Source organism: Klebsiella sp. LTGPAF-6F (assembly GCF_001753185.1).
In the GTDB taxonomy this organism is placed as follows: Bacteria; Pseudomonadota; Gammaproteobacteria; order Enterobacterales; family Enterobacteriaceae; genus Klebsiella; species Klebsiella michiganensis.
Window position 1 is genome coordinate 365,998 of record NZ_CP017450.1, and the last position, 23,657, is coordinate 389,654.

A 23,657-nucleotide genomic window follows, 5' to 3' on the forward strand; every position below is an offset into this window, starting at 1 on the left:
ATGACAGATGCCGTCCGGCCGCAAATCACAAAATATCAGCGGGAGAAAATGAGAGGAAATGAGGCCTCTTCCCGGGACGGGAAGAGGCAGATGAGATTACTTCAGCATGGGCTTGAGGAAGCGAGCCGTATAGGAGGCCTCGCACTCGGCGACCGTTTCCGGCGTACCGGAAACGAGAATCTCTCCGCCGCCGCTTCCGCCTTCCGGCCCAAGGTCAACGATCCAGTCAGCCGTCTTGATGACATCCAGGTTGTGCTCAATCACCACGATGGTATTCCCCTGGTCGCGCAGCTGGTGCAGAACCTCCAGCAACTGCTGAATATCGGCAAAGTGCAGACCGGTGGTCGGCTCATCAAGGATATACAGCGTTTGCCCTGTACCGCGTTTGGACAGCTCGCGCGCCAGCTTGACGCGCTGGGCCTCGCCGCCGGAAAGCGTGGTAGCCGACTGACCAAGGCGAATATAGGTCAGACCGACGTCCATCAGCGTTTGCAGCTTACGCGCCAGCGCCGGAACCGCATCGAAGAACTCACGCGCTTCTTCAATGGTCATATCCAGCACTTCATGAATCGTTTTGCCTTTGTACTTAATCTCCAGCGTTTCGCGGTTATAGCGTTTGCCTTTGCACTGGTCGCACGGTACGTAGATATCCGGCAGGAAGTGCATCTCGACTTTGATCACGCCATCGCCCTGGCAGGCTTCACAGCGACCGCCGCGCACGTTAAAACTGAATCGGCCGGGCGTGTAGCCACGCGAACGTGATTCAGGTACGCCGGCAAACAGTTCACGGACCGGCGTAAAGACGCCGGTGTAGGTTGCGGGGTTAGAACGCGGCGTACGGCCGATGGGGCTCTGGTCGATATCGATCACTTTGTCGAAATGTTCCAGCCCCTGCACGTCGCGGTAAGGTGCCGGTTCCGCGATGGTGGCACCGTTGAGCTGACGCTGGGCAATCGGGAACAGCGTGTCGTTGATCAGCGTGGATTTACCCGACCCGGAAACGCCGGTGATACAGGTGAAGAGGCCCACCGGCAGCGTCAGCGTCACGTCTTTCAGGTTGTTGCCGCGCGCGCCGGACAGCTTCAGCACTTTCTCCGGATTGGCGGGTACGCGCTGTTTCGGCACTTCGATTTTACGCTTGCCGCTCATGAACTGGCCGGTCAGCGATTCCGGCACCGCCATAATATCTTCCAGCTTGCCTTCAGCCACGACCTGACCGCCGTGTACCCCAGCCCCCGGACCGATATCGATAACGTGGTCGGCGGCGCGAATGGCGTCTTCATCGTGCTCAACGACAATCACGGTGTTGCCGAGGTTTCGCAGGTGGATCAGCGTGCCCAGCAGGCGTTCGTTATCGCGCTGGTGCAGGCCGATAGAGGGCTCATCCAGTACGTACATGACGCCGACCAGGCCTGCGCCGATCTGGCTGGCGAGGCGGATACGCTGCGCTTCGCCGCCGGAAAGGGTTTCCGCCGAACGGGAGAGCGTCAGGTAGTTCAGACCGACGTTGACGAGGAATTTCAGGCGATCGCCAATCTCTTTCAGTACTTTTTCAGCAATTTGCGCACGCTGGCCGGAGAGCTTCAGGTTGTTGAAGAAGTCCATCGCGTGGCCGATGCTCATATCCGAGATGGTCGGCAGCGGGGTATTCTCCACAAACACGTGCCGCGCTTCGCGCTTCAGGCGGGTCCCTTCACAGCTGGTGCAGGGACGGTTGCTGATGAATTTCGCTAACTCTTCACGTACTGCGCTGGATTCCGTCTCTTTATAACGGCGCTCCATATTATGCAGCACGCCTTCGAACGGATGGCGGCGCACCGAGGTATCGCCGCGATCGTTCATATATTTGAATTCAATATTCTCTTTGCCTGAGCCGTACAGAACCACTTTTTGTACGCTGCTATTCAGCGTGCCCCAGGGCGCCTCCACATCGAATTCATAATGTTCCGCCAGCGACTTCAGCATCTGAAAGTAGTAAAAATTGCGCCGATCCCAGCCGCGAATCGCCCCGCCAGCCAGCGACAGCTCTGGGTTCTGAATGACGCGTTCCGGATCGAAATACTGCTGGACGCCGAGACCATCGCAGGTCGGGCAAGCGCCAGCCGGGTTGTTGAAGGAGAACAGGCGCGGTTCCAGTTCGCGCATGCTGTAGCCGCAAATCGGGCAGGCGAAGTTGGCGGAAAATAGCAGTTCTTCGGCTTTCGGATCGTCCATATTGGCGACGATGGCGGTACCGCCCGACAGCTCCAGCGCGGTTTCAAAAGACTCGGCCAGGCGCGTGCTGAGATCGTCGCGCACCTTGAAGCGGTCAATCACCACTTCAATGGTGTGTTTCTTCTGCAGCTCCAGCTTCGGCGGATCGGAGAGATCGCAGACCTCGCCGTCGATCCTCGCGCGGATGTAGCCCTGCCCGGCGAGATTTTCCAGCGTTTTGTTATGCTCGCCTTTGCGCTCTTTAATGATCGGCGCCAGCAGCATCAGGCGCTGGCCTTCTGGCTGGGAGAGCACGTTATCGACCATCTGGCTCACGGTTTGCGCCGCCAGCGGAACGTCGTGATCCGGGCAGCGCGGCTCGCCGACGCGCGCGTACAGCAGACGCAGGTAGTCGTGAATTTCGGTAATGGTGCCTACCGTTGAACGGGGGTTGTGGGACGTTGATTTCTGTTCAATGGAAATCGCCGGCGACAGCCCTTCAATATGGTCGACGTCGGGCTTCTCCATCAGCGACAGGAACTGCCGCGCGTAGGCGGAGAGCGACTCAACGTAGCGACGCTGCCCTTCGGCATACAACGTGTCGAAAGCCAGTGAGGATTTGCCTGAACCCGAAAGCCCGGTGACGACAATGAGTTTGTCGCGCGGGATGACGAGGTTGATATTTTTGAGATTGTGGGTGCGGGCGCCCCGAACTTCGATCTTATCCATTCACCTTTCCCGGTAGATACGCGGATTGCCTGGTTTGTTAGAAGGACAAACGGCAGAAACGGCTAATTATGACACAATTTAACCTGTTTGAATATACAGTATTGGAATGCATTTTCCGGTGGGATGTGTAAAAATGTCGCACCGCGAGAGTTATCTGGAACCTACTTCCCAGCTATCAACATAGTACCTGGAAATGGTACACTCGCGCGTTTACACTATTAAGAAACGCATTCAGGAGACACAAACATGGCCAGCAGAGGCGTAAACAAGGTGATTCTCGTCGGTAATCTGGGCCAGGACCCGGAAGTACGCTACATGCCGAGTGGTGGCGCAGTTGCCAACATTACGCTGGCTACTTCCGAATCCTGGCGTGATAAAGCGACCGGTGAGATGAAAGAGCAGACCGAATGGCACCGCGTTGTGCTGTTCGGCAAACTGGCGGAAGTGGCCGGCGAGTATCTGCGTAAAGGTTCTCAGGTCTATATTGAAGGCCAGCTGCGTACCCGTAAATGGACTGACCAATCCGGTCAGGAAAAATACACCACCGAGGTTGTCGTTAACGTTGGCGGCACGATGCAAATGCTCGGCGGTCGTCAGCAGGGCGCGGGCGCCCCGGCAGGCGGTGGTCAGCAGCAGGGCGGTTGGGGCCAGCCTCAGCAGCCGCAGGGCGGAAACCAGTTCAGCGGCGGCGCGCAGTCTCGTCCGCAGCAGCAGGCGCCAGCTGCCCCTTCCAATGAGCCGCCGATGGACTTTGATGACGATATTCCGTTCTAACGAAGCGTTAGCGTCGTAAAGTCATCTCTGAAAAAGCCCCTGTTCGGGGCTTTTTCTATTTTGTCACCCAGGCCATCTGCGCTATTTCACTGCGTGGCAGGTGCGGCAGGTGCGGCAGGTGCGGCAGGTGCGGCAGGTGCGGCAGGTGCGGCAGGTGCGGCAGGTGCGGCAGGTGCGGCAGGTGCGGCAGGCATCCCCACTGTCGGCACGACCTGATTTTTGGAGGCCGTCGTTGCCTGCTGTTTACGCGCCATTTCATCCACGATCAGCCGGTAAGCGATGTAATACTTATAGATATTGCTGACATAGCTTACGGTCTCGGAGCCGATCTTCTCGGCGGCCAGATACTCCACGTTGCCAAACCAGACGTTCGGATCAAAACCGCGCTTTTTGGTATCCGCCCGCAGCCGGGCGATGCGCGCGGGACCCGCGTTATAAGAAGCGAATGAGAACAGCGCCTTATCAAGCTGGGTCATCGGTTCATCGCCATAGTAGCGGTCTATCATCCAGCGCATATATTTCACCCCGGCATGAATATTGGGGTCGAGCTGCTTAATATCACCGACCTTCAGCTCCTTGCCGGTGCTCGGCATTACCTGCATAACGCCAATTGCGCCGACGTGGCTACGCACCGACTGATTTAGCCGCGATTCCTGATAGCCCTGCGCGGCCATCAGCAGCCAGTCAACATCGTAGCGATCGCCATATTTGCGGAAGATCTCCACCATGGTCAGAAATTTACGCTGCTCTTTTTGCGCCGCCGCGTTTTTAACGTATCTGGCATCCTTCAGGTAGCGCAGCAGAATCGTATTACCCAGCTTGCTGCCCTGACGATTCTTGTTGATGAATTCATTAAGCAAGGCCAGCAGCTGCGGGCTATTGTTGCGTACCGCCCAGCCGATATTGCCTTCGTTGCGCAGAATGATGTTCTGATGAACCTGAATGTTGGGGAAGACCTGTTTCCAGAACAGAGCCTTGTGGCGGTCGACGACGGTCAATGGAATCAGGCCCGCGTTAAGCATCTCTATTAGATCTTCATCCTCCAGCGCTTCGGGCGCCGGTTCGATAGTGATGGGGGGCAGTGATTGCTGGGCAAAGCGCGCGTTGAGCGCGACCAGGCTCTCGTAATAGCTCGATGAGGTACGCACAAAGACCGTTTTACCGGAAAGCTGCTGCAGATTTTCCACTTTGGGCGAGCCGGGGCCGGAAAGAAGCAGCTCCTGAACGTGAGAGTAGATTGGCGCGGTAAAGGTCATCTCCTGCTGGCGAGCGGGGGTAATCGTCAGGTTAGCGGCGATAATATCCCCCTTACCGGCGTTAAGCGCGCTGATGAGCTGGTCGCGGGCAATCGGAACAAAGATGATACGGACCTTAAGATGACGATGTTTGAGCTTTTTCTCCTTCATCAGGCTTTGATTGAGGCTTCGCTCAAACTCCATAAAAATATCGTGCGTAGCGCCGCGCTGCGTCCCTTTGTTAATAAAGAAAAAGGTTTTGCTGAAGGTGGTTAATACGCGAATGGTTCGCCGGTCGAACATACCCGGTAAATCTCCCTTCCATGGCTGCAGCATATCGTCAACGTTGACTTCCAGGGCCTCGCGCTCCTCGGGTTCTGACAGTTTATTCTCTGTGGCGGCGTAAACGGATGTGAAGCATAGCAGGGCGGCAAGGCATGCAAGTCCGCCGACAAGGTATCGATAGAACGACGACGTATTCATGGCGCGGTGCTCCGCAGGGGGATTTCCTTATTTTAGTCAATTTCTGGCCGTTAGCATGCCCGGCGATCGAGAATGTCGGCCGGTTAATCAGCTATTTTATTAATTAACAGGCTCAGTATTTATAGTGGAATAATAAACAAATAGATATCGGTAATTATGGAGAGAATATGCTCAGATTGTGTTTTTTTAGTGTGGATATATTTTGATTATTTAAAGTACAAATAAGGGGTAAACGTAAATAATTATTTCATCTTTTTGTTTTTATTGAGTTATTTAAAATTATTGCTGTGATGCATAATTATCCACTTGATAATAAATCTCATTTCTAATAACGTTGTGTGGCACAATACTCCTATTACTGCTGTTCGGCGAATGCTATCAAAGAATAGCGCGGTGCGTTTATTTCTTCATTTTTGCCAGAGTAATAAATCTATTTTGGTCGCTCATTATTTATTGCTATCCCTATTTAAACGGGAGGGCCTGACTACGCCAAAAAAAGAGATGTTACGCCAGGCATGGAAGACATGACCGGTGTTTATCTGGCGGATGAAGAAGGCGTGCCCCGACGGCTAAAAAGAAAAACAGGGCATATTCCATGAAATACGATTCACACTACTCGCTGGCCGTGCTGATCCCGATGGCCATCTGGGGAGGGATGCTGCCGGCACAGGCCGCTGACAGCAACACGCCAGACGATACGAAGAAATCCGAAACGGCTACGGCAAATGATGACGAAACCATGGTGGTCACCGCGGCGGCGCAGACGCTGCAAGCGCCCGGCGTATCGACCATCACCGCTGAGGAGATCCGTAAACATCCGCCCGCGCGCGATGTCTCCGAGCTGATTCGTACCCAGCCCGGCGTCAACCTCACCGGCAACTCCACCAGCGGCCAGCGCGGTAATAACCGCCAGGTCGATATTCGCGGCATGGGGCCGGAGAACACGCTGATTCTGGTGGATGGTAAACCGGTGACCAGCCGTAATTCCGTGCGCTATGGCTGGCGCGGCGACCGCGATACGCGCGGGGATACCAGCTGGGTACCGGCGGAAATGATCGACCATATCGACGTGATTCGCGGCCCTGCGGCGGCCCGCTACGGTAATGGTGCGATGGGCGGGGTGGTAAATATCGTCACCAAACCGGCCACCAGCGAATGGCATGGATCATGGAATACCTATATGAACGCCCCCCAGCACCGTAAAGAGGGCGCGACGAAGCGGACAAACTTCAGCCTCAACGGCCCGCTATCGGATGAGGTCAGCTTTAATTTATGGGGAAATCTGAGCAAAACGCAGGCCGATGCCCAGGATATTAATTCCGGTCACGAAGCGGCGCGAACCGGTAGCTATGCGGGATCGTATCCGGCTGGACGCGAAGGCGTAGTGAATAAAGATATCCACGGTAAGCTGCGCTGGGAATTTGCGCCGATGCAGGCGCTGGAGTTTGAAACCGGCTACAGCCGCCAGGGCAACCTGTATGCAGGCGATACCCAGAATACCAATACCAGCACGCTGGTGAAAAGTATGTACGGTAAAGAGACCAACCGCCTCTATCGTCAGACTTATGGCGTCACGTGGACCGGCGGCTGGGATAACGGCGTGACCAGCAATACTTACGCGCAGTATGAGCACACCCGTAACTCGCGTATGAACGAGGGGCTGGCGGGGGGAACGGAGGGGATCTTCTCCAGCAGCGAATTCTCCGATATCGACCTGTCGGATGTGCTGCTGCACAGCGAGGTGAATATTCCGTTTACCCTGGGATTCGAGCAGAATCTGACGCTGGGTACCGAGTGGAACCAGCAGCGGATGAAAGATGGCGTATCGACCACCCAGTCGCTCTCTTATGGCTCCATTGACGGTATGTCGGCAACCGGGCGTAGCCCCTATTCCAGCGCCGAGATTTTCTCGCTGTTTACCGAAGATAATATCGCGCTGACCGAGAGCACCATGCTGACGCCGGCTCTGCGCTTCGACCATCACAGCATCGTTGGCAATAACTGGAGCCCATCGCTGAACCTCTCGCAGGGGCTGTCGGATGACTGGACGCTGAAGCTGGGCATCGCCCGCGCCTATAAAGCGCCAAACCTTTATCAGCTCAACCCGAACTATATTCTCTACAGCAACGGCCAGGGCTGCTATGCCAGCAGCTCAGCCTGTTACCTGATGGGGAACAGCGATCTGAAGGCGGAAACCAGCGTTAATAAAGAGATTGGCCTTGAGTATAAGCACAACGGCTATCAGGCGGGGCTGACCTGGTTCCGTAACGACTATCATAACAAGATTGAATCGGGCTACTCGGCGGTGGGAACGGCCAGCAACGGCACGACCAATATTTATCAATGGGAAAACGTACCGAAGGCGCTGGTTGAAGGGCTGGAAGGCTCATTAAACCTGCCGGTAAGCGAAACGGTCAACTGGAGCAACAACCTGACGTGGATGCTGCAGAGTAAGAACAAGACCACCGGCGATCGCCTGTCGGTGATCCCGCAGTTCACCCTTAATTCGACCGTCAGCTGGCAGGTACGCGACGATCTTTCGCTGCAGAGTACTTTCACCTGGTATGGTCGGCAAAAACCTAAGCGCTTCAACTATAAGGGCGAGGCGGTATCCGGCAGCGAGCTGAATGAAGTGAGCCCGTACAGCATCGTCGGGCTCAGCGCGACCTGGGATGTGAATAAAAACCTGAGCCTGACCAGCGGCGTGGATAACCTGTTCGATATTCGCCACTACCGCGCCGGTAACGCGCAGACGACGGGGAATTCGACGACCGGCGCCTATCTGTATGGCGCGGGCGCGGAGACCTATAATGAATCGGGTCGGACGTTTTATGTCAGCGTGAATACGCACTTCTGATTATCTACTCAAACACCCGCCGGGATAGTGAACTATTCCGGCTTTTTATTTTTTATGTCGGGGAAAAAGGCCGGAGATATAAATGATGACAAAATCTCCACGGCTTCTACACAATTAACTCAACTTAGCAGTTTACACTGTTTCCTGTTGATCGGGTCTGCTTGATCCCGGAAACGATTAACGATGGCATCCTGCCATTTCCATTCTAACGTTGTGTTCCTCTTCCCCCTTCCATTCCCAACCGCAGCAATGCGGAGGAGGGGGATCCCCTATCCGGAGATACACAGGATTTTGCGAAACTGGCCAGGCGTAATCGCATAGTATCTTTTAAAGGTACGGTTAAAGGCGCTGATATCTTCATAGCCCGCCATAATACAAATATCAACGATGCGAAAAGCCGGTTTAACCTTTAATAAATCAAGGGCTAATTGCATCCGCTGTTGGCGAATATAGGCCATTGGCGACATATTAAAATAGTGACGAAACAGGCGAAAAAGATGCCATTCAGAATAGCCGGAAAAGAGGCTCAGCGCCCGCATGGTGAGCCTCTTTTCAAGATTGTTTTTTATCCATTGCACCAGCTCGCTAAGCACTGAACGCTGAATTTCATTTCGTGGCATGATATCTACTCATTTCATTATAATGGCAATCTGGCTGCATAATTTATTCACTATCTCTTCATTTTATCTACGGGGTTATAGGTTAGTTTGTGGCTGTTCCTGGTTTATCCCAGAGAGCATCATTCCTAACAAGATCTTTTTCCCCCTTTCAACCAATGAGAAAGGGGGCTTTTTGTTTTTTTAATTAAAAAACAAAAGATGTTGAATTTTAATGTTGTCAGGAAATGCTTATCTGACTGGGTGGGAGAAGGAAAGTTCCATTAAAAAATAATTTTTTCACCATTCTCATATATCCATTTTTTCTCCATTTTCTCGTCATAATTGCGTGCAATTCTGCGCCTCGTTCAGGTTATTTAAAACGGCGTCAGAATCTGTCTGGCGCAATGAGCTGCATTATTCCCAGCAGGTATCTGCTATTGCCAAATATCTTTTAGACGACACCTCCATGCTAAAAAAAACGAGTCTCATCGCCGGTCTATTGATTTCCCCTTTAACGCTTTACGCATCAACCGCCTATACGGTAGATGACATTCGTTTCGAAGGGCTACAGCGCGTTACCGTTGGCGCTGCGCTACTGAGCATGCCTGTTCATACGGGAGAAGAGGTTTCTAACGAGGATATCAGTGATTCGGTCCGCGCCCTGTACGCCAGCGGCAACTTTGAGAACGTGCAGATCCTGCGCGATGGCAGCACGCTGGTGGTGCAGGTCACAGAGCGGCCAACCATCGCTAAAATCAGCTTTTCCGGGAATAAATCCGTTAAGGATGATGCCCTCAAGGAGAATCTGGCCGCCAGCGGTATTGAAGAAGGCAGCGCGCTGGATCGCAATGCGCTCACGGAAATAGAAAAGGGGCTCCAGGATTTCTATTACAGCGTCGGGAAATATAGCGCTCAGGTCCATGCTGTCGTCACGCCGCTACCGCGTAATCGCGTTGATTTAACCTTTGTCTTTCAGGAGGGGGTATCGGCAAAAATTGCGCAAATTAATATTATTGGCAACCAGGCCTTTAGCGCAGAAACATTGCTGGACCAGCTGCAGCTTCGCGACAGCGTTCCGTGGTGGAACGTGATTGGCGATAAGAAATACCAAAAGCAAAAGATGGCGGCGGATCTTGAGACCATCCGTAGCTATTATCTCGATCGCGGCTACGCGCGTTTTACCATTAACTCCAGTCAGGTCAGTATTACCCCGGATAAAAAATCGCTGTATATCACGATCAATCTTACCGAAGGCGATCGTTATAACGTGGCCAGTACGGTCGTGACCGGCGACATGGCGCAGCATAACCAGGAAATTGAAGCGCTGGTGAAGCCTTTAGCGGGGAAATGGTACAGCGGCGCGGAAATCACGGCGGCTGAGAACAGCATTAAGACGCTGCTGGGAAAATACGGCTATGCCTGGCCGCAGGTTAATACCGCGCCGGATATTGATGAGACGAAAAAAAACGTCGTTTTGCATATTAACGTCAATGCCGGACGCCGTTATTCGGTTCGTCAGATTCGCTTTGAGGGTAACGATACTTCCCGCGATGCGGTGCTGCGTCGCGAAATGCGCCAGATGGAAGGCGCGTGGCTGAATGATGAGAAGGTCGAGCAGGGAAAAACGCGGCTGGATCGTACCGGATTTTTTGAAACCGTCGACAAGCAGATCGTTCCGGTAAGCGGTAGCCAGGATCAGGTGGACGTGGTCTATAAGGTGAAGGAGCGCAATACCGGCTCCTTTAACGTTGGTCTGGGCTTTGGTACCGACAGCGGCGTGAGCTACCAGCTCGGCGTCACTCAGGATAACTGGCTGGGGACCGGCAATAGCGTCAGCTTCAACGGCACGCGCAACAGCTACCAGTCCTATATTGAGCTGGGAGCGACGAACCCTTACTTCACCGTGGATGGCGTCAGCCTCGGCGGCAAAATTTTCTACAACAGCTACGACGCCTCGGATGCCGATTCCGGAAGCTACAACCAGCAAAGCTACGGCGTTGGCAGTACGCTGGGATTCCCGATTAGCGAGAATAACGCTCTCAACCTTGGCCTGGACTATGTCCATAACCGCCTGACCAATATGGAGCCGGAGCTCACCACCTGGAGCTATCTTAACTCCCGGGGCATCTATCCTGACGTCGTCACCAAAGACGGCGACAGCGGTGCGACCTATAGCGCCAATGACTATTTTGCCAGCGTTGGCTGGAGCTATAACAACCTCGATCGCGGTTTCTTCCCGCGCGCGGGAAATAAAAGCAGCCTGACCGCCAAGGTTACCGTACCCGGTTCGGATAACAGCTATTATAAAGTGACTTTCGATACCACCCAATATATGCCGCTGGCCGAGAGCAAAAGCTGGGTATGGATGGAGCACCTGCGCGCGGGCTATGCCGATGGGCTGAACGGCAAATCGGTGCCGTTTTACGATAACTTTTATGCCGGCGGATCGTCGTCGGTTCGCGGTTTTTCGTCGAATACGATTGGCCCAAAAGCGGCTTATTATCGTTGTAATGGTTCTGAAAGCAGCTACAGCACCTGTCCGCTGGACTCATCATCCGATGCGGTTGGCGGTAACGCGATGGCGGTGCTGAACAGCGAGTTTATTGTGCCGACGCCGTTTGTGAATGACAAATATGCCGACAGCCTGCGAACGTCGCTATTCCTCGACGCCGGTACGGTATGGAGCACCTCCTGGCAAAATACCGGCCAGACGCTGGCGGCCGGGATCCCGGACTATGGCGATCCGTCACATATCCGGATGTCTGCCGGGATTGCGGTGCAGTGGATGTCGCCACTGGGCCCGCTGGTGTTCTCCTGGGCCGAACCCTTTAAAAAATACGATGGTGATAAAGCCGAGCAGTTCCAGTTTAATATTGGTAAAACCTGGTAATCCTGCTGCTTATTATTTGAAGGAGAGCTCGGTTATTTGTGGTAAATGCTAAAAATAGTACCGCAGGCTACCGCTGTGGGTAGCCTGTAATTAATTGTCAGTATATTCTTATTTATGTATATTCCTGCGGGGAACGCTTCTGGCTATTATGGTTAACCATTCATTATTAGAACACTATATTTAAGGTAAGCCTTATTGAGTACGGGTGGTATTGAGTATTGTCTGATATCACATTATTAATCGATAACCTTGCGGTTAGCTATCATGGATGCTATCACTATATAGAGTCATTTATCAGCAATGCCAGCAAGGATAAAAAATGAAATGGACTATTCATAATACGCTTGTCTGCCCGTATTCCGGCGTGGCTTTTTCTTCGATTTCCAGCCTGCGGTTTTTAAAGTTTATTCTTTGGTATGAAGCCGACATTTTATTACTGCCGGGAGAGTCGATGAAGCTCTACTCGTCCAGCGTGTTAATTAACGAGCAATATCATGCGGTAAAGGTTTATAACATCACGCGATACGATGAAGCCCAGTGGGAGAAACTGCGGGAGCGGCCTTCTTGTCCGTACCAATCTACCGCCACGACGGCAAACGCCTGTTCTTACCAGGCGCACTGCGCAATAAAACGCTGCCCGAACAACTTTCCTCGCGGGCTACCGGGTAGTCGTCCGTCGGCCAGCGGAAGCGTTATAACCAGACCATAATGGTGTCATCGCTGCGGTGTATATCGGTGATGGGTTTAGGCTGTCGCAGAGGGGGAAATCGCGGGTGGCGGTGCTGCGCACCTGTCCGGGCAACCGGTTCACCGCCGTCTGGTGGTCCGGTCAGCGACATCGGCGCCCGGATAAGGCGGGCCGACATCAGGTCATCATCATCGGCCATTCTGGCGGAGTCTGGCTCATGACTTCAATCATCACGTCCTTGATATTGCCCCAGATTTTCGCCACGTCCAGCAGCGTAATGCCTAACAGACCGGTGGCGAACCAGCAGGCTGCGGCCAGGCCCATACAGCTACAAATCACCGCTAAACCGGCATAATCGCTTTTACGTAGCTGAATGTTCAACGAGCTGGCCAGAAACATCAGCACTGCGCTCACGAGTGGCCAGCGCAAAAGCACGACACTGGTAGTAATGGAAGCCATCAACCTATCCTCAACGAAATTTGGGAGCCTTTGACAACCGGATGAGACTGACGATGGAACGGCGCTCTGGCTATCTTCAGGCAAACAAGATCGTAATGAAACAACGTTTTTGTTTCATCAGCTAATGTGAACTATATCACACTTGTTCTTTTATTCACCAGCCAAAAATGGTGTTTTCTTGCGCTTATTAGCCATGTAAATAGCAGGGTTAATAAGGGGGGTGTGGGGCTTTCTTGCAATGTGAAGGTTGATTATAAGGGATTATCGGCGGTTTTGGTTTTTTAATAAGGTTTATGTTCTGCGGATTTTATTACTTATTCTGGCTAATTATACGGATAAACCGAATGACATACTGGAGCTAATCTCATTATGTTGAGAATGTTTCTCCAGTGGTCCTATAAGCCAGTATTATTCATAATTCATCGTCATGAGGTTTTTACGTCAAAGCGTGGGTTGCTGAGATGCTCCGTTCATATCACAGTAAGCAGAGTCATCGGGGCTGTTCACCTTGATTAAGGCGTATCGCATGGATAAAAAGCGGAAATGAATCATAGCGCGCCGCATAAGGCGTTGAGAATATTTGGCATCGTGCTGGTCATTCTGCTGCCGGTGCTGCTGGCGTTGTGGTTTGCGCAAATTCGCGCCAAAGCGGAAACCGCCGATCAGCTGAGGCTGTTTTCTCGACTGGCGCTGCAAAAAACGGAGATGGTGATTCGTGAAGCCGACGAAGCGCGCGATAAAGCCCGCTTGTATCAGGGAGCGATATGTTCACCACAGCATCAGCAATATTTGCTCGGTATTGTTCGCGGCCTGCTCTATATCGACGATTTAATCTACGCCAACGGCACCCATTTCTTCTGCTCCACTTCGGTTCGCCGCCAGACGGGGTGGCAAATTCCGGCCGCAACCTATACCAAAAAGCCGGATGTCGCGATTTACTACTACCGCGAGACCCCTTTCTACCCTGGCTATGCGATGAACTATATGCAGCGCGGCAACTATGTGGTGGTGGTTAATCCGCTCTCATACAGCGCGTTGATCACCAGCGACCGCGACCTCGCCTGGGGCGTTTTTGATACCAAAACCCACCAGTTTTTTTCCGTCAGCAAGAATGCCGATCCCGATGAGCTGCATCGCCTGATTCGCGCTGAAGCGTCTTTATTTCACCAGGATGGCCGCGTTTATACCATCGCCCATTCCACCGTTCGCCCGATAGCCGTCATTATGTCCACTTCGCGCGTCAGCTATTATCAGAATTTTTATAATCAGGTGACCCTGACGCTACCGCTGGGGCTGATTTGCAGCGTATTGCTCCTGCTGGTGTGGTCGCGCACCCGTCAGCAGTACCACTCTCCGCGGAAGATGCTGCAGCGCGCGTTAAACCGTCGTCAGCTGTGCCTTCACTATCAACCGGTTATCGATATTAAAAATAACCGCTGCGTCGGTACCGAAGCATTATTGCGCTGGCCTGGCTTTGATGGGCCGGTGATGAGTCCGGCGGAGTTCATTCCGATGGCGGAAAATGAAGGGATGATCGCCCAGGTCACCGACTATGTCATCGATGAGGTATTTTCCGACCTGGGCGAGTTTCTGGCGCGGCAACCGCATCTGTACGTGGCGATTAACCTCTCCGCTTCCGATTTCCATTCCGCGCGCTTGATTGAGCACATCAACGAGAAGATCCAGCGCTACGCGGTCAAGGCGGAACAAATCAAAATCGAAGTGACCGAACGCGGGTTTATCGACGTGGCGAAAACGACGCCGGTGATCCAGGCGTTCCGCGATGCGGGATATGAAATCGCCATCGATGATTTCGGCACCGGCTACTCCAACCTGCACAATCTTCATGCGCTCAACGTCGACGTTCTGAAGATTGATAAATCTTTTGTCGACATGCTGACGAGCAATACCACCAGCCACCTGATTGCCGAGCATATTATCCAGATGGCAAACAGCCTGCATTTAAAAATCGTGGCTGAAGGCGTCGAAACGGCAGAGCAGGTAGCCTGGCTCCAGCAACGCGGCGTACAGTACTGCCAGGGGTGGCACTTTGCGAAAGCGATGCCGCCGCAGGAGTTCATGCTGTGGCTGGCGAATGAGCGCACCTGCCTCAGCCCCTATCAGCCGCGCTATCAGGCAGAAATTTGATGGCGATAGGCGGTCGGCGTTCGGTCAAATTCGCGACGGAACACCCGCGAAAAGGTTTGCTGCGACACGTAGCCGAGATCCATCGCGATATCAAAAATAGGGCGCTGGGTGGTTCTTAGCGCTTCTGCGGCGAGCAGCAGGCGGCGCTGGCGAATGTAATCGCCCAGCGTTTGATGCATCACGGCGCGGAACATCCGCTGCAGATACCATTTCGAGTATCCCGATTTTCTGGCGACTATATCAATGTTAAGTGGTTGATCGATATGTTCATCAATCCATTCAATAAGCGTTTGGATAATATCCTGATGGGACATAAAGCGGCCTCTCTCAATTCTCGATTCGTCGTTTTGTCTGCGGGCGAGTATAATTCCTCAAGTTAACTTGAGGTAAAGCGCTTTATGGAAAAGAAATCACCCCGCATCAAAATGCTGCTGACGCCCGGCGAAGTGGCAAAACGAACCGGCGTGGCCGTCTCCGCGCTGCACTTTTATGAAAGTAAAGGGCTGATCCACAGCCAGCGCAACGCGGGCAATCAGCGGCGCTACCGGCGCGACGTCCTGCGCGCGGTGGCGATCATTAAGATTGCGCAACGCATTGGTATTCCGCTGGCGACCATCGGCGACGCGTTCGGCGTACTGCCGGAAGGGCATAACCTCAGCGCCAAAGAGTGGAAGATGCTGTCGTCCCAGTGGCGGGAGGAGCTGGACCGGCGCATTCATACCCTGACCGCGCTGCGCGATCAGCTCGATGGCTGTATCGGCTGCGGCTGTCTGTCGCGCCGCGACTGCCCGTTACGCAACCCGGGCGATAAGCTGGGTGAAGAGGGGACCGGCGCGCGATTGCTGGAGGATGACTAAAAAACTAAAGCGCCACAACAGGGCGCTTTAGTTGTTTTCCGGTCTTGGTCTTTCGCACTATCCCGCTGGTACGCAGGAGGGTTTCCCCCGACGTCGGCTCACCTCAGTATTGCGCAATCTTTGATGGAGGTTCCGGTTTGCGCCGACAATTTAAGTGTGGCTCTTTTCTCTGAATTTGCCTCTTCAGTTTGCCGAAAAATTCCCGGCATCCGCCGCCTGTTCCTATAGTTAATTTGAACAAACAGCGGGAGAGGCCCATGTTAACGGTACATCATCTCAATCAGTCACGATCGCAGCGCGTGTTATGGGCGCTGGAAGAGCTGCAGCTGCCTTATCAGGTTGTCTCTTATCAGCGTGGCAAGGATATGCTCGCACCGGCGGAATTAAAAAGCGTTCATCCGCTGGGTAAATCGCCGGTGGTTGAGGATAACGGCCACATTCTGGCGGAGTCCGGCGCCATTCTGGAATATTTACAGGAAACCTATGATAGCGCCCGGCGCTTAAAACCTGAGTCGGTGGAAGATAAGCTGCAATATCGCTTTTGGCTGCACTACGCCGAGGGGTCGCTGATGCCCCTGCTGCTGATGAAGCTGGTGTTTGCCAGCCTGGGCAAACCGCCGGTGCCGTTTGGTATGCGCACGCTGGGTAATGCGTTGGGCAAGGGGGTACAGAAGGCCTGGCTTAACCGCCAGGTGGACACCCATGCCCGCTTTATTGAAGCGCACCTTTCCCGCCAGCGCTGGTTTGCCGGCGCTGAGCTGAGTATGGCCGATATTCAGATGAGCTTTCCCGCGATGGCGCTGCTGGCGCGCGGCGGCGTGGAGAATTTACCCCATCTGACGCAGTGGGTTCAGCGCGTGGAGCAGCGCCCGGCCTGGCAAAAAGCGGTTGAGCGCGGGGGGCCGTTCACCTTACCCGGCGAATAAACTATTACTAAAGCCGATGACCGGGGAAAATTGCTATCAGCGCAATACAAAAATGTTACCGGATTGCGCATGGACGATAACGTTTGCGCATCGGCTGGTTATTTCCTGAACGTCATAAGCGAAATTTAGCGAAATACGACAAACTTCAGTTGAAAAGGCCCGTCTAAAGGCTGGATAATCGTTTGCCTTTTTATTTTGCTCATCATTTCCTCTGCTGGCAGAGGGGAGCAAAGTCATTCTTCACACCGTACTGTATGCGCGGAGTTAAACGTTTGCTTTTTCGCGGCCCCTGGCGCTGCGATTAGCACAAGGAGATCGCGTTTAGCTGGCAGTGGATGGTCCACCACGCATTCGGACGAACGATAAAAATTCTCAGGGGAAGTTTTCTATGTCTACGCCTTCAGCGCGTACCGGCGGTTCATTGGACGCCTGGTTTAAAATTTCTGCTCGCGGCAGCACCGTGCGTCAGGAAATCGTTGCCGGTCTTACCACCTTCCTGGCGATGGTTTACTCCGTCATCGTGGTGCCGGGTATGCTCGGCAAAGCGGGTTTTCCACCGGCTGCGGTATTTGTTTCCACCTGTCTGGTTGCCGGCGTCGGCTCGCTGGTGATGGGGCTGTGGGCGAACCTGCCGCTGGCGATTGGCTGCGCCATCTCGCTGACCGCGTTTACCGCCTTTAGCCTGGTACTGGGTCAACAGATCAGCATTCCGGTCGCGCTGGGCGCGGTGTTCCTGATGGGTGTCCTGTTCACCGTGATCTCCGCGACCGGCATTCGTAGCTGGATCCTGCGTAACCTGCCGCAGGGCGTGGCGCACGGTACGGGGATTGGTATCGGTCTGTTCCTGCTGCTGATTGCCGCCAACGGCGTGGGCCTGGTTATCAAAAATCCGCTGGATGGTCTGCCGGTGGCGCTGGGTAATTTTGATAGCTTCCCGGTGATTATGTCGCTGGTCGGGCTGGCGGTGATTATCGGCCTCGAAAAACTGAAAGTGCCGGGCGGTATCCTGCTGACGATTATCGGCATCTCAATTATCGGCCTGATCTTCGATCCTAACGTTCACTTCTCCGGTATCTTCGCCATGCCGTCGCTGAGCGACGATAAAGGCAACTCGCTGATCGGTAGCCTGGATATCGTGGGCGCGCTGAACCCGGTGGTGCTGCCAAGCGTGCTTGCGCTGGTGATGACCGCGGTGTTTGACGCCACCGGAACCATCCGCGCGGTGGCCGGCCAGGCGAACCTGCTGGATAAAGACGGGCAGATTATTAACGGCGGCAAAGCGCTGACCACCGACTCCCTGAGCAGCGTCTTCTCCGGCCTGGTCGGGGCGGCGCCGGCGGCGGTGTATATCGAATCCGCTGCCGGTACGGCGGCGGGCGGCAAAACCGGTCTGACGGCAGTGACCGTCGGCGTGCTGTTCCTGCTGATCCTGTTCCTCTCTCCGCTCTCGTATCTGGTGCCGGCTTATGCCACCGCGCCGGCGCTGATGTACGTCGGCCTGCTGATGCTGAGCAACGTGGCGAAAATCGATTTCAACGATTTCGTCGACGCGATGGCGGGCCTGATTACCGCGGTCTTTATCGTGCTGACCTGCAACATCGTGACCGGCATCATGATCGGCTTTGCGTCGCTGGTGATCGGTCGTCTGGTGTCCGGCGAATGGCGTAAGCTAAACCTGGGTACGGTGATCATCGCCGCGGCGCTGGTTATCTTCTACGCCGGCGGTTGGGCGATTTAACTTTTCCTGCTAACAACGGGCGGCTTTGGCCGCCCGTTTAATTTTTAAGCCACATCCTGTTTCCTTTTGCGTTAATCTGAGTAGCGTATTATGCCGAGACATGACGCCTCAGATGTAAAAAAAAGACACGCAGCAAACAGGGAACACATGGAAATATTCTTTACCATACTCATCATGACCCTCGTGGTCTCTCTCTCCGGGGTGGTTACACGCGTACTGCCCTTTCAGGTCCCACTCCCCTTAATCCAAATTGCCATCGGCGCGCTGTTGGCCTGGCCTACCTTCGGATTGCACGTTGAATTCGACCCCGAACTCTTTCTGGTTCTGTTCATTCCGCCGCTGCTTTTTGCCGATGGCTGGAAGACGCCAACCCGTGAGTTCATTGAGCATGGACGAGAAATTTTCGGCCTGGCGCTGGCGCTGGTGGTGGTAACGGTGGTCGGTATTGGCTACCTCATCTACTGGATCGTGCCGGGTATTCCGCTGATTCCGGCTTTTGCTCTGGCGGCGGTTCTGTCGCCAACGGATGCCGTGGCGCTGTCGGGAATTGTCGGCGAAGGGCGCATTCCGAAAAAAATAATGGGGATTTTGCAGGGCGAAGCGCTGATGAACGATGCCTCCGGCCTGGTCTCCCTGAAGTTTGCCGTTGCGGTGGCGATGGGCACCATGGTCTTTACCGTCGGCGGCGCGACGGTGGAGTTCTTCAAGGTGGCGGTCGGCGGTATTCTCGCGGGCTTTGTGGTCAGTTGGCTGTACGGGCGCTCGATGCGCTTCCTCAGCCGCTGGGGCGGCGATGAACCGGCAACGCAAATTGTGCTGCTGTTCCTGCTGCCGTTCGCCTCTTATCTGATCGCGGAGCATATCGGCTTTTCCGGGATCCTGGCGGCGGTCGCCGCGGGGATGACCATTACGCGTTCCGGGGTGATGCGCAGCGCGCCGCTGGCGATGCGCCTGCGCGCCAACAGCACCTGGGCGATGCTGGAGTTCGTGTTTAACGGCATGGTCTTCCTGCTGTTGGGCCTGCAGCTGCCGGACATCCTTTCCAGCTCGCTGGTGGCTGCAGAAGCGGATCCCAACGTCGAAACCTGGATGCTGTTTACCGATATCGTCCTGATTTATGCCGCCCTGATGCTGGTGCGTTTTGGCTGGCTGTGGACGATGCGCAAACTGAGCCAGCGTTTCCTGAAAAAGAAACCGATGGAGTTCGGCTCCTGGACCACGCGCGAGCTGCTGATCTCCTCCGTCGCCGGCGTTCGCGGGGCGATTACCCTTGCCGGTGTACTGTCTATTCCTCTGCTGCTACCGGACGGCAACGTCTTCCCGGCGCGCTATGAGCTGGTGTTCCTCGCCGCCGGGGTGATTCTGTTCTCACTGTTCGTCGGCGTGATTGTGCTGCCGATTCTGCTGCGCCATATCGAGTCGACCGACCATGTCCAGCAGCGCAAAGAGGAGCGTCTGGCGCGGGCCGCCACGGCGGATGTGGCGATTGTCGCGATTCAGAAAATGGAAGAGCGTCTGGCTGCGGATACCAAAGAGAATATTGATAATCAGCTGCTGACCGAGGTCAGTTCGCGGGTGATTGGTAACCTGCGTCGTCGCGTCGATGGCCGCAACGATGTTGAAACGTCGATGCTGGAGGAGAGCCTCGAACGCCGGTTCCGCCTGGCGGCGCTGCGTTCCGAACGCGGTGAGCTGTACCACCTGCGCGCCACCCGGCAGATCAGCAACGAGACGCTGCAGAAGCTGCTGCACGACCTCGATCTGCTGGAAGCGCTGCTTATCGAAGATCAGTAACGCCGTACCTGTTCCCCGGGTCAGGCGTTGACGCCGCGGCCCGGGGACTTACTTCAGCCAGAACGCCTTGCTGCACTCCAGCCACGCTCGCGCGCTGTGCGACAGATAAACGCCTTCCCGCCAAATCATCCCCAGCTCCCAGCGCAGATCGCTCTGCAACGGCATCCAGCAAAAGCTCTGCGGGTCGAGGCGCTGGCAAATCGGCTCCGGCAAAATCGCGATGCCAATCCCCGCCTGGACCATGGCGGCCAGAAAATCCCACTGCCCGCTGCGCACGGCGATGCGCGGCTTAACTTCATGCTGAGCAAACAGCCGCATCAGCTGCTGGCTGAGGGCGAAATCCTCGTTGTAAATCACCAGCGGATGCGCGGCGAGCGCCTGCGGCGACAATGAGCTGAGGCCCTCCCATTGTGCCGTTCTCGGCGTCAGTACGCAGAGCGGATGGCTGAACAGAGATAGCGTCGTCAGACCGCTGGCCTCATCAACCGGAAGCGCCGTCATGGCTAAATCCAGTTCGCCGTTGCTGACCGCCTGCTGCACGGTCAATCCGCCAAACTCGGAGATTTTCAACTCGATACCCGCATAGCGCTGGCGAAAGCGGCTAATCGGCTCGGCCATCAGCATGCCGACCATCGGCGGGATCCCGAGACGCAGTACGCCTTTGTGCAGATGATTAATATCGCTCAGCTCCGACTCCAGCTGGTGAAATTCGCCAAGAATGGCCTGCCCGCGCTCGAAAACCACGCGTCCGGTATCGGTCAGCAGCAGCCTGCGACCGTCGCGGATCAGCAGCGTGCAGTTCAGCTCATCTTCAAGGTTTTTAAGCATCTTGCTGATGGTGGGCTGCGTGACGAAAAGTTTCTCCGCCGCGCGGGTAAAGCTTTGCTGGCGAACCACTTCGACAAAATAACGCAGCGTTCGGATATCCATAATTATTCCCTGAGACTATACCTGTGATGATTTTAATTCATTTCTGCCGCGCCGGGCGGCTCTCTATACTGCACGCCTGTCTTCTTTTTCAGGAATACCGCTCATGGCCTTTGCGCCAGCTCGCGTGACGCCCTTCGTTATGCAACGTCTTCAGGTACCGGTTCAGGTCCTGATCTACGCCGGACTGTTCGTCTGCGCTGAATATTTAGTTAACTGGCTGCACCTGCCGCTTCCGGCGAATCTGGTCGGCATGCTGATGATGCTGGCGCTGATCGTCTGCCGGGTAATTCCTTTAAACTGGGTACGCGCCGGAGCCCGCTGGCTGCTGGCTGAGATGCTGCTGTTTTTCGTACCGGCGGTGGTGGCGGTCGTCAACTACGCGCAGCTGCTGATGGTCGATGGCTGGCGTATCTTTCTGGTGATTGGCTTGAGCACTACGATGGTGTTGGGCGCCACGGCATGGGTGGTTGATAAAGTGTATCGCTATGAAGTCAGCAGGATGAAACATGAGTGATTTTCAGCTGAGCCTCCTGTGCCTTCTTGTCACGCTGGGACTCTATTTTGCCAACAAGCGGCTTTATCGCCGCTTCCATAAACTGCCGCTGATGCCGCTGGTTTTCACCCCGATCCTGTTGGTCATGATGCTGGTATTCGGCCATATCTCTTATCAACGCTATATGGGGGAGACCCACTGGCTGCTGTGGCTGCTGGGCCCGGCGACGATCGCCTTTGCCGTGCCGGTATACGACAACCTGGCGATTATTAAGCGCCACTGGATGTCGCTGACGGCTGGCGTCACTACCGCCTCGGTTGTCGCGGTGACCAGTTCGGTGTGGCTGGCGCGATTATTTACCTTGCCTGATGAGATCCAGCGCAGCCTGGCGGTACGCTCCGTTACCACCCCCTTTGCGCTGGCGGCAGCCAAACCGCTGGGCGGCCAGCCAGATTTAGTCGCTCTGTTTGTCGTGGTCACCGGGGTATTCGGGATGGCGGTAGGGGATGTACTGTTTCTGCGTCTTTCTATTCGCGAGGGAATGGCAAAAGGGGCCGGATTGGGTGCGGCATCGCACGGCGCCGGCACCGCACGATCCTACGAGCTTGGCCCTCAGGAGGGCGTGGTCGCCAGCCTGGTGATGATGCTATCCGGAGTGGTGATGGTGCTGACCGCGCCGCTGGTGAGATGGGTCATGTTCTGAACCATTTTTTATTAGTGAACGCATACTCGCTAAGGTAATTTTTCCATATCTCACGACTATTTATATTCCTATAAATAGTCGTTTCATCTTATCGATATGAGCGGTTAATTAAATATTCGTATGTGTAGGATAATCCGATGATGTCTTAGGTGATATCCTTATTTGCCTTCCTGCTTAAATTGTAATTAAATGTTTCTGATTGAGGTGGGTTTAATATTTAAGAGAAATATAAATATAAGGAATAATGTTTTTGTGAATGTTTTTATGTTTAACGTTATGATTTTATGTGGTTATTTATGATGTATATCTTGTATTGATTGGTTCATAACTATTATTCATTTGAGATAATTCATATGCGCTTGTTGAGTATTTTCTCTATTTTAGATATCTTACTTACGTGAGCTTCTATTATTGAATGGATTCATGTGGAAATTAAGCTCTTGTATTTATAGGTTAGTCATCTTAAATGCAGATTATTCACTCCCCATGCACCTTATCAGCTTATACCTTCGCTGATGTCTGGCTTCATTCTCTAATAAAAGCCATAAAACAATTGATGGATTGATTGTTAATCTTAATAAACAGGGGAATACCAATGAACTTCAGTACCAAAACGCTTGCCAAAATATTAGCCTTATCTGCCGGCTGCTCTCTGGTTACTCTGGCTCAGGCCGCGAATACCATTACTTTTACCGGTAAGGTCTCAGATACCACTTGTACAGCGACTATCGATAATGGCGTTTCGTCTATTGAGATGGGGACCTCCTCAGTCGCCGATCTGGATACGAATACCTACGGGGCGGCGAAGAGCTTTTCTTTCACTTTAACCGGATGCCCTAAGACCACAGAAGGCGGTAACGCCTTGGCCAGAGTGACGTTTGGTGGCGAAGCGGACACGACGAATAGCGATTACTTCAAAAACCAGGCGGCGGAATCACCCGCTACCGGCGTTGCGGTGGCGATTTTTGATAATAAGGGTGCCCTGCTTAAGAACAATACTGAAGGTGCGGATGTGGATATTTCCTCCGGTGCCGCGACGATTCCTTTTACCGTTAAACTGGCTAAATCTGGTACGGCTACTCCCACCAAGGGAGCGGTGCAGACAACCGTAACTTACAACGTTACCTATTATTAATTCAGCATTAGATAAAAGGGAAAGCT

General features: G+C 54.0%; 18 protein-coding genes. 12 read left to right on the plus strand and 6 right to left on the minus strand.

Annotated features, from left to right (window positions below; genetic code table 11):
* Positions 1–96 precede the first annotated feature (96 nt).
* The gene (gene uvrA / locus BJF97_RS01730) at positions 97–2,922 is read right to left on the minus strand and encodes an excinuclease ABC subunit UvrA (RefSeq protein ID WP_004097797.1); all 2,826 of its coding nucleotides are present in this window, start codon (positions 2,920–2,922) and stop codon (positions 97–99) included.
* Between the two features lie 246 nt (positions 2,923–3,168).
* On the opposite strand from uvrA, the gene ssb1 reads away from it, so the two are divergent.
* Entirely contained in the window at positions 3,169–3,696 is a 528-nt protein-coding gene (ssb1, locus tag BJF97_RS01735; protein ID WP_004097799.1) for a single-stranded DNA-binding protein SSB1, read from the plus strand.
* An 86-nt stretch (positions 3,697–3,782) separates the two neighbouring features.
* Here the strand turns inward: ssb1 and BJF97_RS01740 are convergent, their stop codons facing one another.
* Positions 3,783–5,414: a lytic transglycosylase F gene (locus tag BJF97_RS01740; protein ID WP_070082756.1), complete on the minus strand. Its 1,632-nt coding sequence runs from the start codon at positions 5,412–5,414 to the stop codon at positions 3,783–3,785.
* A gap of 595 nt (positions 5,415–6,009) precedes the next feature.
* Between BJF97_RS01740 and BJF97_RS01745 the strand changes: the two genes are divergently transcribed.
* Positions 6,010–8,271 carry a TonB-dependent siderophore receptor gene (locus BJF97_RS01745; protein WP_014837139.1) on the plus strand — a complete coding sequence of 754 codons (2,262 nt, stop codon included), beginning with the start codon at positions 6,010–6,012 and terminating at the stop codon, positions 8,269–8,271.
* 269 nt (positions 8,272–8,540) lie between these two features.
* Here the strand turns inward: BJF97_RS01745 and BJF97_RS01750 are convergent, their stop codons facing one another.
* Positions 8,541–8,891 (minus strand): helix-turn-helix transcriptional regulator, encoded by a 351-nt coding sequence (locus BJF97_RS01750; protein ID WP_014227551.1) that lies wholly within the window; start codon positions 8,889–8,891, stop codon positions 8,541–8,543.
* Positions 8,892–9,336: 445 nt separating this feature from the next.
* On the opposite strand from BJF97_RS01750, the gene bamA reads away from it, so the two are divergent.
* A complete protein-coding gene (gene bamA / locus BJF97_RS01755) occupies positions 9,337–11,760 on the plus strand; it encodes an outer membrane protein assembly factor BamA (RefSeq protein WP_070082757.1) in 2,424 nt (807 codons plus the stop codon).
* A 319-nt stretch (positions 11,761–12,079) separates the two neighbouring features.
* On the plus strand, positions 12,080–12,469 hold the full coding sequence (iraM, locus tag BJF97_RS32070) for an anti-adapter protein IraM (RefSeq protein ID WP_071993418.1): 390 nt from the start codon (positions 12,080–12,082) through the stop codon (positions 12,467–12,469).
* A gap of 156 nt (positions 12,470–12,625) precedes the next feature.
* On the opposite strand, the gene BJF97_RS01765 is transcribed toward iraM, so the two are convergent.
* On the minus strand, positions 12,626–12,907 hold the full coding sequence (locus BJF97_RS01765; protein WP_004097808.1) for a YjcB family protein: 282 nt from the start codon (positions 12,905–12,907) through the stop codon (positions 12,626–12,628).
* 543 nt (positions 12,908–13,450) lie between these two features.
* Between BJF97_RS01765 and BJF97_RS01770 the strand changes: the two genes are divergently transcribed.
* The gene (locus BJF97_RS01770) at positions 13,451–15,055 is read left to right on the plus strand and encodes an EAL domain-containing protein (RefSeq protein WP_032695079.1); all 1,605 of its coding nucleotides are present in this window, start codon (positions 13,451–13,453) and stop codon (positions 15,053–15,055) included.
* On the opposite strand, the gene soxS is transcribed toward BJF97_RS01770, so the two are convergent.
* Positions 15,040–15,369 carry a superoxide response transcriptional regulator SoxS gene (soxS, locus tag BJF97_RS01775; RefSeq protein WP_004097813.1) on the minus strand — a complete coding sequence of 110 codons (330 nt, stop codon included), beginning with the start codon at positions 15,367–15,369 and terminating at the stop codon, positions 15,040–15,042. The genes BJF97_RS01770 and soxS overlap by 16 nt on opposite strands.
* 84 nt (positions 15,370–15,453) lie before the next feature.
* Between soxS and soxR the strand changes: the two genes are divergently transcribed.
* The 4 genes from soxR to BJF97_RS01795 all read left to right on the plus strand — a co-directional run bounded on the left by soxR (position 15,454) and on the right by BJF97_RS01795 (position 20,370).
* Entirely contained in the window at positions 15,454–15,912 is a 459-nt protein-coding gene (gene soxR / locus BJF97_RS01780) for a redox-sensitive transcriptional activator SoxR (RefSeq protein ID WP_004097815.1), read from the plus strand.
* A gap of 257 nt (positions 15,913–16,169) precedes the next feature.
* The gene (locus BJF97_RS01785) at positions 16,170–16,838 is read left to right on the plus strand and encodes a glutathione S-transferase family protein (RefSeq protein WP_014227554.1); all 669 of its coding nucleotides are present in this window, start codon (positions 16,170–16,172) and stop codon (positions 16,836–16,838) included.
* A gap of 388 nt (positions 16,839–17,226) precedes the next feature.
* Complete coding sequence (locus BJF97_RS01790) at positions 17,227–18,576, plus strand: NCS2 family permease (protein WP_014227555.1); 1,350 nt, start codon at positions 17,227–17,229, stop codon at positions 18,574–18,576.
* 147 nt (positions 18,577–18,723) lie between these two features.
* Positions 18,724–20,370, plus strand: a complete 1,647-nt coding sequence (locus BJF97_RS01795) for a Na+/H+ antiporter (protein ID WP_032695080.1) — start codon at positions 18,724–18,726, stop codon at positions 20,368–20,370.
* Positions 20,371–20,418: 48 nt separating this feature from the next.
* On the opposite strand, the gene BJF97_RS01800 is transcribed toward BJF97_RS01795, so the two are convergent.
* The gene (locus tag BJF97_RS01800; RefSeq protein ID WP_014227557.1) at positions 20,419–21,300 is read right to left on the minus strand and encodes a LysR family transcriptional regulator; all 882 of its coding nucleotides are present in this window, start codon (positions 21,298–21,300) and stop codon (positions 20,419–20,421) included.
* A gap of 103 nt (positions 21,301–21,403) precedes the next feature.
* Here BJF97_RS01800 and BJF97_RS01805 point away from each other — a divergent pair, with 103 nt between their 5' ends.
* The 3 genes from BJF97_RS01805 (at position 21,404) to BJF97_RS01815 (ending at position 23,631) form a co-directional block, all read left to right on the plus strand.
* Positions 21,404–21,814 (plus strand): CidA/LrgA family protein, encoded by a 411-nt coding sequence (locus tag BJF97_RS01805; RefSeq protein ID WP_004097823.1) that lies wholly within the window; start codon positions 21,404–21,406, stop codon positions 21,812–21,814.
* Complete coding sequence (locus BJF97_RS01810; RefSeq protein ID WP_014837142.1) at positions 21,807–22,496, plus strand: LrgB family protein; 690 nt, start codon at positions 21,807–21,809, stop codon at positions 22,494–22,496. The genes BJF97_RS01805 and BJF97_RS01810 overlap by 8 nt, the downstream gene beginning before the upstream one ends.
* A gap of 595 nt (positions 22,497–23,091) precedes the next feature.
* The gene (locus BJF97_RS01815) at positions 23,092–23,631 is read left to right on the plus strand and encodes a fimbrial protein (protein ID WP_014837143.1); all 540 of its coding nucleotides are present in this window, start codon (positions 23,092–23,094) and stop codon (positions 23,629–23,631) included.
* Positions 23,632–23,657 lie beyond the last annotated feature (26 nt).